Origin of the sequence: Flavobacterium salmonis (assembly GCF_903819435.1) — a bacterium.
Lineage (GTDB): Bacteria > Bacteroidota > Bacteroidia > Flavobacteriales > Flavobacteriaceae > Flavobacterium > Flavobacterium chungangense.
Map to the genome: position 1 here is coordinate 210,540 of NZ_CAIJDP010000079.1, position 13,178 is coordinate 223,717.

The 13,178-nt window shown below is 34.1% G+C and carries 8 protein-coding genes; 2 read left to right on the plus strand and 6 right to left on the minus strand.

What is annotated here, in order from left to right; all coding sequences use genetic code 11:
• Nucleotides 1-67 precede the first annotated feature (67 nt).
• Nucleotides 68-1,711, minus strand: coding sequence for an alpha-L-fucosidase (locus tag FLACHUCJ7_RS17350; RefSeq protein WP_180909791.1), 1,644 nt, complete (start codon nt 1,709-1,711; stop codon nt 68-70).
• A gap of 231 nt (nt 1,712-1,942) precedes the next feature.
• Here FLACHUCJ7_RS17350 and FLACHUCJ7_RS17355 point away from each other — a divergent pair, with 231 nt between their 5' ends.
• A complete protein-coding gene (locus tag FLACHUCJ7_RS17355; RefSeq protein ID WP_180909792.1) occupies nt 1,943-2,821 on the plus strand; it encodes a helix-turn-helix domain-containing protein in 879 nt (292 codons plus the stop codon).
• 24 nt (nt 2,822-2,845) lie between these two features.
• Here the strand turns inward: FLACHUCJ7_RS17355 and FLACHUCJ7_RS17360 are convergent, their stop codons facing one another.
• Together FLACHUCJ7_RS17360 and FLACHUCJ7_RS17365 are read right to left on the minus strand one after the other, a co-directional pair.
• Nucleotides 2,846-5,116 (minus strand): ATP-binding protein, encoded by a 2,271-nt coding sequence (locus FLACHUCJ7_RS17360; protein WP_180909793.1) that lies wholly within the window; start codon nt 5,114-5,116, stop codon nt 2,846-2,848.
• Nucleotides 5,116-5,718 (minus strand): biliverdin-producing heme oxygenase, encoded by a 603-nt coding sequence (locus tag FLACHUCJ7_RS17365; RefSeq protein WP_180909794.1) that lies wholly within the window; start codon nt 5,716-5,718, stop codon nt 5,116-5,118. The genes FLACHUCJ7_RS17360 and FLACHUCJ7_RS17365 overlap by 1 nt, the downstream gene beginning before the upstream one ends.
• 374 nt (nt 5,719-6,092) lie before the next feature.
• On the opposite strand from FLACHUCJ7_RS17365, the gene FLACHUCJ7_RS17370 reads away from it, so the two are divergent.
• On the plus strand, nt 6,093-7,613 hold the full coding sequence (locus FLACHUCJ7_RS17370; protein ID WP_180909795.1) for a PAS domain-containing sensor histidine kinase: 1,521 nt from the start codon (nt 6,093-6,095) through the stop codon (nt 7,611-7,613).
• A 48-nt stretch (nt 7,614-7,661) separates the two neighbouring features.
• Here FLACHUCJ7_RS17370 and FLACHUCJ7_RS17375 read toward each other — a convergent pair whose 3' ends face one another.
• The 3 genes from FLACHUCJ7_RS17375 to FLACHUCJ7_RS17385 all read right to left on the minus strand — a co-directional run bounded on the left by FLACHUCJ7_RS17375 (nt 7,662) and on the right by FLACHUCJ7_RS17385 (nt 13,129).
• Entirely contained in the window at nt 7,662-9,647 is a 1,986-nt protein-coding gene (locus FLACHUCJ7_RS17375; protein ID WP_180909796.1) for an alpha-L-arabinofuranosidase C-terminal domain-containing protein, read from the minus strand.
• 308 nt (nt 9,648-9,955) lie between these two features.
• Entirely contained in the window at nt 9,956-11,395 is a 1,440-nt protein-coding gene (locus FLACHUCJ7_RS17380) for a glycoside hydrolase family 28 protein (protein ID WP_180909797.1), read from the minus strand.
• A gap of 96 nt (nt 11,396-11,491) precedes the next feature.
• Nucleotides 11,492-13,129, minus strand: coding sequence for a sodium/sugar symporter (locus FLACHUCJ7_RS17385; RefSeq protein ID WP_031453609.1), 1,638 nt, complete (start codon nt 13,127-13,129; stop codon nt 11,492-11,494).
• Between the last annotated feature and the right edge of the window lie 49 nt (nt 13,130-13,178).

Below are 13,178 nucleotides of genomic sequence, written 5' to 3' on the forward strand. Positions count from 1 at the left end.
GTGCCGAGATATTTTTTAAAATTATGCAGTCTCTATTATCATCATTTTTGCAGGCAGTTTTTTAGATCTAAATTATTTCTAAAGGATTTGCATAAGAAGCTTCCGGTTTCTTACTTGGAAAGTATACTTCAAGACCTTGCTCAGATTGTTTAAACTTTAGTTTTTCTCCTGTACTTACTAATTTTATCTGTCTTATTTTTTCTGTATGATACGGATTTGATGTCCCTAAATTTTTGATAACAGCAGTACCGTTTTCTGGCCAGGCCATTACTGTAGCATACAGTTTTTTGTCTTTTTGAGCAAAACGAATGTCTTCTGATGTATAAGGTTTACCTTTTCCCTCGTTGAAACCCTGTGCAGTTAAAGCTCCTGCACTTGCCTGCTGGGGGCCTTCGCCAAAGATTTTCCATGGACGGGTACCATAGATACTTTTGCTGTTTAATTTCATCCAGACACCAATTTCCATCACGATGGTACGTTCTAATTCGTCGATACTTCCATCACCACGTACCGGAATATTAAGCATTAAGTTTCCGTTTTTACTCACTACATCTATTAAAGTATGAATAACTGTTTTTGCCGATTTGTAACGCTTATCATTATAAACGTTTCGGTCATAATGCCAGTTACCAATGCAGGTGTCTGTTTGCCATGGCAAAGATTCGATATTGTTACTTTGTCCTTTTTCGATATCCCAAACCATGGTTTTGCGCTGTTGTTCAGTTAAAATTTTACCTGTAATTACTGCCTGAACGGTTTTATTTTTCTGAAGACTTTTATTATACATATGCGCTGCTATACGTAAACCGGCATCACTAACAGGCCACAACGGAAATGCCGTATCGTCAAAATAAATCATATCAGGATTGTATTTTTCGATCAAATCGATCGTTCTGTCATGAAATTTTTCAGAATAGGCTGATGATGGTACTGAAGCCCCATCACCCCAGTTCCACTGACTGTGTATGGATGAATTATCAGAAGGTCTTCCGCTTAATGGATGATTTTGTGCATACAAATCCTGAGGATCCAATCCTTCCCACCAGGTTCCTGCTCCGTCAGCTTTAGTTAAATTGCCATCGTAAGGAACGCCTGCCAAAGGACCATTTTTATCAGCACCTTTAGAAGTGTCAAACCAATTCCATGCATGAGCTGCGTGTACACTTGCTGCAAAATGCAGACCAGCTTTACGGGCTGCTTTTTCCCAGCCTCCAATAATATCTTTTTTAGGTCCTATTTTAGTCGAATTCCATTCTGGCTGGTATTTACTATCGTACAAATCCAGGTTATCATGATGATTTGCCATTGCCATAAAATATTTGGCTCCTGCATCTTTATATAAATTCACCAATTCCTCCGGGTTCCAGTTGTCAGCTTTCCAGACATTGATTACATCTTTAAAGCCAAATTTTGAAGGGTGCCCGTATTTCTCCACATGATTTTTATATTGTCGTGAGCCTTCCTCATACATTCCTCTTCCGTACCAATCACCCGCTTCCGGTTCGCATTGCGGTCCCCAATGCGCCCACATTCCAAATTTGGCATCACGAAACCAGTCCGGAACCACATATTTAGCAAGAGAATCCCAATTAGGTTCAAAGGGTCCATTAGATACTGAAGAACTAAATACATTTTTCTGAGCTAATAAGGGTGACAGATATAAGCCTACTAATCCTGAAGCTGCTAATTTTAAAGCATTACGTCTATTCATATTTTTTTTATATATTTCCGATTATATTTATTTACTTTACTATATTGTTTTAAACTTTTATAAAAGAGTATATAATTAAGTATTCTATAAATTTATCTGTTATTATTTTTGGTATTATTTTTTTATTATTAAAATTTAGGATAAATAAAAACAAATATAACCGAAGAGGAGTAAACATTTTTTATTCAAAAACGATTTTTTATTATTCAAAAACGTCTTTTTACTACTATTATGTCTAAAAGTATTTTCAAATATTCGTTCTCCTTATTACATGTAGATTATGTAAAACTGAATCATCACTGGAATTATGATAATGTTATTAGTCCTTATTACAGACTTTACTATATTGATGATGGAATTGGATTTATTTCAGACAGTACTCAGTGTCTGACTTTAGAGCCTGGTAATTTATATCTTATACCAAGTTTTAGCATTTGTAACCTAAATTGTGATGCTTATCTGAGTCAGTATTTTATTCAATTTTTTGAAGAATCTCCTGATGGAATATCATTGTTTAACAATAATAGAAGCGTAATGAAATTGCCTGCCAGTGAAATTGATATTTTACTGATTAAAAGATTACTTAAAACTAATCCGGGAAGAGGAATTAACCGGTCAGATAATCCGAAGGTTTATGAGAAAGAAGCTTACTACAAGGAATATCAGTCACTTAATAATAAAATGAAAACGCACCATCAATTTGAAAACCAGGGTATTCTTCTTCAATTGGTTTCCAGATTTTTGAGTTCAAAAGATTTCAAAATAAACAATTCACAATTGATACCTTCCAAAATTCTGGATACTATGAGTTATGTACAGCTTCATATAAGTGAAAATCTTACCGTTGCAGCATTAGCGAAAAGAATAAATCAAAATCAGGATTATTTTTCAAAACAATTTTTAATTCATACAGGCCAAAGACCGTTAAACTATATTCATGAAAAGAAGATAGAAAGAGCCCAATACCTCATTACAACTACAAATAATACATTTTTAGAAATCGCTATGGACACAGGTTTTTCTAATTTACCTCATTTTTCAAAAATATTCAAACAAATTTTAGGCCTGACACCAGGTGAGTACCGCAATCAAAATACCGATTTAAAATGAGTTTTGTTTTCAATTACGAAATGATTACAAAAGAGTATCCAAAGGATCACACGGGAAATAAACTTTTACCTCAGTCCCATTTCCTGGTTTACCTGTAGCATGAATTGTACCTCCAACGGTTTGCATAATTTTTTTACATAATGCCAGACCAACACCTGAGCCTTTATATTCTTCCTGATTGTGCAATCTTCCAAAAACTTTAAAAATAGTTTCTGCATACTTTTGCTCAAAGCCAATTCCGTTATCCGAAAAACAAATCCAATGACAGTAAATCTTATTAGAATGGCGTACTAATTCAGGTTCCTGTGAGGCTGTTATTTTAATATGAGGAGTTCTTTCAGAAGACGCAAACTTCAAAGAATTTTGGATAATATTAGAAAATAATTGCTGTATTAAAAAGTATATCGCATGAACTTCCGGCAGATTCTCATATTCGATTACTGCATTGTTTTCAGAAATGGTTTCTTCCATTTCTACCAGCGTCATCTTTAGAATATTATTTAAATCTATTTTTTCTAAATTCTCCCTTGTATATTTTATTCGTGAAAACTTAAGAATATCATCAAGCAAAATTCTCATTCTGCCTGCAGATTTAGATACTTTCTGTAAAGATGTAAAAATAGATTCACTTTGGTTAATATTCGGTTCAGACAGCATTTTGGAAGTAAATAACTGAATTTTACGCAAGGGCTCCTGAAGATCGTGAGTACTAATCCAGTTAAGGTTTTCAAGTTCTGAATTAGTTTCTTTTAATATTTCGCTAAGGTTTCGATACTTTTCTTCTTCTTCACTCAACGAAATCATCATAAGCTGATTGTGTAACGTATGCGCATATTGTACTGCTCCGTTTACTTCATATTGTTTCCATGGAGTACTCTGGTTTTTTATGATCTGTTTCCAGATTTCAAAAGAATTCCTCGGATGAAGACCAGTGCTGTCTTTGATAATAGCTTTTTCAGGGTCTCCACCCCAGTTGATTTCGGATATTGTTTCAGGTCTATACCAGATTATGTAATCAGAGTTTCCAACGGAATGATAAATAATCCCTGCAAAACTGGAATATTTACCTATGTCATCATAATGATCAATTAACTTATTAGTAACAAACAGTTTGTCAGAGGTCTTATTTTTAATTTTAGCTATTAAATTTTCAATTTGTTCTTCGGTAGGAACCAGGCCGTTTTTGTATATTTTGCCTTTGCTAATAATCGATACGCCGGCTGCATTACAAATATTTAATAACTCAGGCACCTCTACTATAGTTTGAACTGATTCCTGCAAAAGTGGAAATTGCATCCCTGATAATTGCTCCAGAGCTAAAGCTGTTTGTTGGGCGTTCACATTTTCATCATTTGACTGGCGTATATCAATCTGTGAAGTAATAAATTGCCCCTGAAGCTTAGCAGCCAGTCTGATTTCAGGAGAAATATTTTTACTTGAATAATGATGGCATGCGATTAACCCCCATAATCTGTCATTATGGATAAGCGAAATGGTAAGCGTCGCGCCGACACCAATATTTTGTAAATATTCAACATGAATTGGAGATGTACTTCTTAATATCGAAAGACTTAAATCCAGATTTTTACCTTCTTTATCATCAACTGTAAAAATCGGAACTGGTACATAATCAACATCAACAATAAGTCTTAGCTGATTTTTTATATACAATTCCCTTGCCTGAGCCGGGATATCAGTGTGTGGGTAATGCAGTCCTAAAAATGGTTCTAAATCTTCTCTGCAGTTTTCGGCATAAACTTCACCATTATACTGTTCATCAAAGCGATAAATCATTACACGGTCATACCCTGTTATTTTGCGTGTTCCTTCAGCAACAAGGGCACACAAATCTTTGAGTGAAGTAGTATCATTCATCTGGGTTACAAACTGAATGGTCTGTGTGTAGACATCGGCGAGCTTTTCTTTACCTGCAAATTGGAATTCGGCTTCTAAAACATAAATATCAAAACTTTTGTGTATGCTGATTTGAAAAAACTTTCCAAGTAAATCAATTTCAAGGGGAAAAACATCCTTATTTTTGTCATTATTGATATATTCAAAAATTTGCTTTTCTGCTTTTGTTCCAAAAATATCACCAATTTTTTTTCCAAGTGCTTCCGTATGTGTAACGCTGACATACCACGAAATATTTGCGGTACAAAAATCTATTTTCCCTTCGGAAGTTAAACCAATCAGAAAACCATGTGGCTGGATTTTACCCGGTATATGAATAGGTTCATGTTCACAGTTCGTTAATGTAACAAGATCACGATTAACAATGTCTTTAATTTTCATTATTTTTCTATACTCCTAAAATGATTGTAAATACTATCAAAAGCATAGGTTGCTCCTTCTATGATTGCATTTCCACAATGATGATTCTCTTCATATTCTGACAAATAGCTGAGGAAGTTTTTCCAAAAATTACTTGTTGTATCTCCATAACCCTGAAAATAGACAGTTCCCTGACCATTGTCAAGACCCCGAATTTTTGAAATATTTTTTAATATAAATCTTCCGCCCAGACTGGAACCCTCTATAACATATAAAATTCCAAGAGCAAAAGGTACCGTGATTTCCTGAGTATCAAAAACAGAATTTGAATCCCTTTTATTAAATTTTAGAAAGTTTAAATCATCCTCGATGAGATGACTTTTTTTTCTTTCATGCAAATCAGTTATAATCTCTGATAATAATGGAAAAATAACATTTTCAGTGTTTTTATGAACATCATGCATCAGACTCAAATAATGAATGTAATCTGATATTTTCATGTGAGGAGACAGGATCGAGGCTGATATTGGCAGGCTTTCTAATTTTCTGTGGGAATCTGAAGTTTTATTTTTTAAATCACTAATAAAGGCTGAAGGTACTAAAGAAGTCAAATTTCCACTCATTAATTAACTAAATTATTTTATTTGGAGAGTTAAATTATTACTTCTCCTGACAAATGTAAAAAAAATGTTTTACTTCCGACAGAATAGAACCTTTGTAAACACTTCAAATTATGTTAATTAACAATACGCTTTAGCAAGCAATTTTGTTTAATTAATAAACTACTTTGTTAGACAAAAATAGTAACAATTAAATCAAAAAAAATCTTAATTTATATTTTAATAATGCTATAATAATTTTGATGTTTAAGAATCGTTTAAGTATTTTTAGTAAAATTTAAACTTTCGGAGTGTAATAATTATGAAACACTTTACTTACTTAATATAATAAAATTGGATTTTTAAAAATTAGCTTCGTATAAAATTAACATATCGTCATGTATTCAAACATCAGAATCTTAAAGGATATAATTGATAATACACCTTTGCCAATAGCGGTTTATACAGGTAGCAAATTAAAAATTGAATTAGCTAATACTGCTATGATAAAAACCTGGGGTAAGGGTGATAATGTAATAGGAAACCATTATCTCGATGTTCTTCCTGAGATCAAAAAAGAAGATTTCTTTGATCAGGCAACTACTGTACTTTCTACCGGAATTGCCTTTCATGGTGAAAACAAAAAAGTAGATTTGCTCATTAACGGTACTATGCGATCCCATTATTTCAATTACAGCTTCATCCCATTGTTTGATACGGATGGAAAAGTGTATGGTGTGATGAATACCGGAGTTGATGTTACTGATTTATACCTTGCCAAACAACAAATCCAAAGTATTGAAGAAAGACTGCGAATTGCTGTTGAATCATCCGGAATAGGAACTTATGAGATTGATTTACTAACTAAGGAGATTAAAACATGTGATAATTTCAATACTATCATGTGCAGTGAAAACACACCCAACATAGATGAATTACTGTCAAAACTTCATCCGGATGATTTGTTTGCCCGTGAAAAAGCGATTAAAGAGGCCAAGAATACAGGTCTTATAATGTATGAAACCCGAATAATAAATAAAACTTGCTCAAAATGGATTAAGGTTAGCGGGAAAATAATTTGCGATGAAAATGATTTGCCAATAAAGATTATAGGAAGTATCCTTGATATTCATGAACATAAACAGTTTCAGGAAGAGTTAAAGAAACAGGTTGAACAAAATACTCTGGAATTACGTCGGTCTAATGATGACTTACTTCACTTTGCTAACGTGGTAAGCCACGATCTCAGAGAGCCTGTGCGCAAAATTAAGATTTTCAATGGGCTGATTAAAAATGACAAAGGAGCAAATTTTAGTGAAAGTATTATTAAATATCAAAACAGAATAGATCAGTCTGCAGAGAGAATGCAAAATATAATTGAAGGGATTCTCACCTATTCAACTATGGATAAAAACAAACAGCCGTTTGAAAAAATTAACCTTAATGAGGTCATAGAAAGTATAAAAACAGATCTGGAACTGATTATAAATGAAAAAGACGCCATCTTAATCATTGGTAAATTACCTGTAATAGAAGGGGCACCAATCTTAATCAATCAGCTTTTTTACAATCTTATTCACAATGCATTAAAATTCTCAAAATCAGAAGAACCTCCTAAAATAATAATATCAGGAGAGGCAATAAAAATTGATGAAACTGACTCAGTTCAAATTACCATAAAAGACAACGGAATAGGACTTGACACGGCTTACGCTGAGAAAATATTTAATGCTTTTGAAAGACTGCACTCTAAGGATCAGTACGAAGGGAACGGCCTTGGATTGTCCCTTTGCAGAAAAATAGTTAAAAGACACCATGGCACAATTACAGCCACAGGTGAAATAAATAATGGAAGCGAGTTTACCGTAACGCTCCCTCTGAGACAAAAAAAAGATATTATGCAAAATACAGATATTTAACTGGTTTTAAAACAGTTAAATATCTGTATTTTAATTCTATATAAGTATTTATTTAATTTTTAACTTCAAAACTACGACCGAATAAGCTGGCAGTTTTATTTCTGCTTTTTCTCCTTTCAAATTATACACATTTTCTTTCGGGCTTATTTTTTTAGGTTCGGCAAAAGTATTTTCATCTTGTAAATTTGGACTTGTAAGCGTAATTACTGATCCTTTTGCTGCTAACTTGCTTCCTTTTAAATCAATTGTAATATCTTGTGATTTTACCGCTGTATTAACCAGTTTTATAATGATCTCTTTAGTATTTATATCTTTCACGGCAGATACATACAGATCATTTTGTCCGGTTAACGGTTTTCCTTCTTTGGTAATGTTTAATAAATCAGTTCCTTTATTGGTTGAAAATAATTTTTGAACATAATAATTAGCTGAACCATAAGCTTCCATATTATTGAACCAAATCATGTCCGGTGTCCACTGCCATGCATCTTCATGAGCCATTAACGGAGCATACGAGGTCATATTCACAACTTCTGCATTTCTTTCTAATCCGGTCATGAAAGCTGCTTCAGAAAAAGCACATTCCCAATTGTTTCTGTTATTTGGATTTGCTCCCGAAACACTTTGCGCAGCATATTCACCGGCAAATATTTTTGGTCCTTTTCTGTCGTAATTATCATAACGGGAAGCATTTTCCCTAAACCATTGTGGGCTTTTGTAATAATGTTCGTCTATCAATTCTGCGTTCAGTTTTTTAAGTTCTGCCATTGCAAAGTCAAAATGCTCACCATCAGGCGAAGGGCCGCTTCCTGAAACGATAATAATGTTTGGATATTTGGTTTTTATTGCTTTTTCAAAAACTTTATATCTTTCAATATAATCCGGTCCCCATTGTTCGTTTCCAACACCAATGTATTTAAGGTTAAACGGTTTTGGGTGTCCCATATCAGAGCGTAATTTCCCCCAAGCGGTATCTTCTGCCCCATTGGCAAACTGAATTAAATCCAAAGCGTCCTGAATGTAAGGATCTAATTCTTCTATTGGAGTCAATTCACCTGTGTTGTACTGACAAGCCATTCCACAGCTTAAAATAGGTAATGGTGTTGCACCAATATCTTCTGAAAGCTGAAAATATTCATAAAATCCTAATCCAAAACTTTGAAAATAATCCGGGGTCTGTTTATGGTTAAATTCTACATTCCAGCGGTTCATCATCGTTCTTCTATTCTCAATATCGCCCACCGATTTTTTCCACTGATAGCGATCTGCCAAAGTTCTTCCTTCTACAATACAGCCGCCCGGAAAACGCAAAAATCCCGGTTTCATATCATACAAAAACTGTACAAGATCTTTGCGTAAGCCGTTCTTTCTATTCTTCCATGTATCCTCAGGAAAAAGCGAAATCATATCCAGATCAATCGTTCCTGTTCCTTCAAAAGTTATCTTTAATTTGGCTTTTGCTTCAGTCTGAGTCGCTGTAAATTGTGCCGAATAACGCTTCCATTCATTTGAAGCAGGAACAATACTCGTTTCACCAATTACCTTTTTATCCTTATCAATAAGCTGAATAATTATTTTTTTGATAGCACTGTTATGATTGGCCGCCTTTAAAGAAAGATTGTATTTCGCATCTTTTTTTACGCCCATTCCTCTAAAACCTTCATTTATGATAGCATATCCTTTGTCATCATTTATAAGAACACGGCAGAAATTTGGATTGGTTTCGTTTTCTGATACCTTTATAGGAGTTGCAACACCCGAATTCATATTCAAAGATGACCTTTTTGTATTAGGCTGCTCCCATCCCATCAAAGGTTTTTCAAATTCAAAAGATCGGTTTTTAATCATTTCTGCATACAAACCGCCGTCTGCAGCGAAATTGATATCTTCAAAAAACAAACCAAACATAGTAGGCTGGATTTTGGTAATGGTTTTAGCAACGTCAACTTCTAAATTTGTTTTTTGTGCATGTACGCCAATACCACTGAATAGCAAACTGCCAATGATTATTTTAGTAATTATAGTATTTTTCATTTGTAAAAGGGTCAATAATTTAGTCTGGCTAATGTATTTAAAGTTTTACAATATTTTCGACTTAACTATTTTTAATAAAGAATTGTTCAGAAAAATGAAGATTTAATTTAAATAAGGATTATCCTCAGAGTTTTATAATTCCGATGAACGAGGAATCTTCGCAAGTAGCTCCGCAACGGTTATTAATCTTTGTCGAGCTTCTAATGGAGATTCCTCGTTCCTCGGAATGACAAACTAAGCGTAAAACTTATATAATTTTAATAATCCAAACTATGTAAACAATTGTTTTAAAATCTGTTACTTCGGGATTATTTTTTCACAGCCTCATATTTCTCCGGAAAAGCCGCTTCTCCATCTAAATTATTCACTTTCAAAATAGCTACATTTTTGCTTTCAACAGCATATTTAAAATAATCCGGTTTGTTTTTTCCCCAGGTTACTGAACAATTCTGAACTTTTATACTTTCTGCTGTATCAAAATAAAATCCTGATGTACTCCCTTTTACAAAACCGTCCAATTTTGAAGGGCGACGGTCGTAAACTCCTCCAGGAAAATTAGATGTTTTATCAATAAAAATATTAACGCCTTCAAAAACGATATTTTTTATTTTGTCTTTAGTTTCACCGCTAACATAAACTCCGTTCTCTCCAAAACACTGAATGTTGGCAAAAGAAATATTACTGATTGCCCCTACTTTTCCTTCTGTAGCCCCTTTCGGGAAACGCCAGTTGGCATCTTTGTGGTTTCCACTAGCACGACTATAAGCGGTTACATAAATAGGTTCTGCTTTCCCCCACCAGGTATCAGTCGTTAGCTGACCTTCGATAATCATATTCGAAAAAATAACATCGCTCACAGTTCCTTCATCACGATTTTGAATTCCTACGCCACGATTGCTTTTTTTAATGATGCAATTATTGAAAACTACCTGTCTGATGGCATCCATATTTTCTGAACCAATCTTAATAGCACAACTACTGCTGGTCATTGTGCAATTGGTAACCGTTATGTTTTCACAGGCACCAAATTCTTCAAATTCTCTTCTGTTTTTTAAGCAAATACAATCATCACCGCTTTCGATATAACAATCACTGATGCGGACATTTTTTGAATGATCCAAATCAATTCCGTCACTATTACGAACTTTTAAGCTGTTTAGTAATGTGATACCGCTAATGACTACGTCGTTACAGCCCACTAGATGAATGGTCCAATAAGCTGAATTTCCAATATGAACGTCTTTTATTCTTATATTCTTTCCTCCTATAATTGTCAATACATGAGGACGAGGGTCTAAAATATTGAAAGGTTTCAAAATGTAGGCATCCTCCTCTTCGGCTCCCATAAATGAGATTCCGTTTCCATCAATTTTACCGCTTCCGCTAATACTAAAGTTCTCTACGTTCTTTCCGCCAATCCAGATTGTACCTTCGCCTTTGTTTTCACGAAAAGCACTTTCAGTATATAATTTTTCATCAGGACTTGCTAAAATTTTTGCTCCTCCTTCAATATGCAGATCTACATTTGATTTTACATTAAAAGGTCCTGCCAAAAATATAAACGGAGCCGGAATCAATACCTGCCCACCTGTTTTACTGCAGGCATCAATGGCTTTCTGAATTGCAGCTGCATCATTAGTTTTCCCATCTCCTTTTGCTCCAAATTTTTTGATATCATATACCTTTTGCGATTCAGCAGTCAGTGAAATACAAAAAATGAGTATTGCAATTATAGCTTTTTTTATCATTTGCTTTTTATTTTATTAAAACTTCAAATCATAGTCTTTAAAAATATGAAAATCAGATTTATAATTATTTTATATAAACTTCAATCAGTTTTTATATTACCAGAAAACGGTATATAATGCAACTAATACTCCACTAATAATAAAGGAACCAATAATGAATTCTGAAGAAACTTTGAACATTGATTTATCTACTTCAATTTTATGAGCCTCAAGCTGGTTTTCAGATTGAGGGTTTAAAAGACTGATAGCAACCATTAAAAAGACTATTATAAAAAAAGAGATTGTCATTCGGTCTAAAAATGGATAATCAGGAAAAGCACCGTTTGTCCACATTGGAAGGAATTTTAATACTGCGGCAATTGGAACTGTAAGCAATGCACCTGCAAGTCCTGCTGTAGGAGTTGTTTTTTTCCAAAACATTCCTAATAAAAAGATAGCTAAAACTCCCGGAGAAAAGAAACCAACATATTCTTGTATAAACTGATATGCCTGATCTAAAGATTTTAAGGCCGGAGCAACAAGAGCTGCAATAAACATAGCCACTACAACGCACCATCTTCCGGTAAGTACCAGTTTTCTTTCTGTAGCATTTCTGTTAAAATATTTTTTATAAATGTCTAAAGAAAAAATCGTCGAAATACTATTTGCTTTACCTGCTAATGAAGCAACAATTGCTGCTGTTAAGGCTGCCAGAGCTACTCCTTTTAAACCTGCAGGTAATAGATTCATCAATGTCGGGTAAGCGTGATCCGGTTTTAAAACACCTGCAGCATCAACCATTTCTTGTTGAAACATTCCGTTTTGATGCATCACATACATGGCTATACCCGGTAAAACTGCAATAATTGGAACTAATAATTTTAGGAAAGCAGCAAACAAAATTCCTTTTCGTGCAGTTTTTAAATCGGCTCCCAAAGCTCTTTGAACAATGTACTGATTACAACCCCAATACGCCAGATTATTGATAAGCATTCCTCCTACCAATACTGAAATTCCTGGTAATTCAGCATAATGCGGATTTGATTTTTCTAATATCATATGCAAATGGCCCGGTGCTTCATCAGCTATAACAGAAAGTCCTTTTAAAATGTCTTTTCCAAAACCAAACTGTTCTGATAATAATGTTAAAGATAAATAGGTGGTAACCAAACCACCCAAAATTAGCACTATAACCTGAAACATATCAGTGTAACCAATTACTTTCATTCCGCCTAAAGTTACTATTACCGAGAATAAACTCAATCCAATCACGCAAAATTGAAAGCTGATGGGTGCGATTGAAGAAATAGCCAAAGCACCTAAGTAAATAATCGAAGTCAGATTTACAAAAACGTAGATCAGCAACCATATGATAGCCATTATGGTACTTACGGTTCCGTTGTATCTTTTTGCCAAAAACTGTGGCATGGTAAATATTTTGTTTTTAAGATAAACAGGTAAAATAAACATGGCCACTACAATAAGTGTTGCAGCCGACATCCATTCGTAAGAAGCAATCGCCAGTCCGATGGCAAAACCGGAACCACTCATTCCTATAAAATGTTCTGCCGAGATATTTGAAGCAATTAAGGATGCTCCAATCGCCCACCATGTAAGTGAGCCTTCAGCCAGAAAATAATCATTTGAACTGGTTGTTGCGTTTTTCTTGCTTCGGTAAATGTACATCCCATAGGAGGCGACAATCACAAAATAAATAAGAAAAACAATGTAATCTGCACTTTGTAAAGTATTCATAATGAGGCTTGTTTTTGGTTGATAGTTGTTAGTTGGTTGTTAGTTATTA

What these genes read in the sequence shown, in the direction of transcription:
- FLACHUCJ7_RS17380 (WP_180909797.1), bottom strand. Translation starts at nt 11,395, where the DNA reads ATGATAAAAAAAGCTATAATTGCAATACTCATTTTTTGTATTTCACTG.
- FLACHUCJ7_RS17350 (WP_180909791.1), bottom strand. Translation starts at nt 1,711, where the DNA reads ATGAATAGACGTAATGCTTTAAAATTAGCAGCTTCAGGATTAGTAGGC.
- FLACHUCJ7_RS17370 (WP_180909795.1), top strand. Translation starts at nt 6,093, where the DNA reads ATGTATTCAAACATCAGAATCTTAAAGGATATAATTGATAATACACCT.
- FLACHUCJ7_RS17385 (WP_031453609.1), bottom strand. Translation starts at nt 13,129, where the DNA reads ATGAATACTTTACAAAGTGCAGATTACATTGTTTTTCTTATTTATTTT.
- FLACHUCJ7_RS17355 (WP_180909792.1), top strand. Translation starts at nt 1,943, where the DNA reads ATGTCTAAAAGTATTTTCAAATATTCGTTCTCCTTATTACATGTAGAT.
- FLACHUCJ7_RS17360 (WP_180909793.1), bottom strand. Translation starts at nt 5,116, where the DNA reads ATGAAAATTAAAGACATTGTTAATCGTGATCTTGTTACATTAACGAAC.
- FLACHUCJ7_RS17375 (WP_180909796.1), bottom strand. Translation starts at nt 9,647, where the DNA reads ATGAAAAATACTATAATTACTAAAATAATCATTGGCAGTTTGCTATTC.
- FLACHUCJ7_RS17365 (WP_180909794.1), bottom strand. Translation starts at nt 5,718, where the DNA reads ATGAGTGGAAATTTGACTTCTTTAGTACCTTCAGCCTTTATTAGTGAT.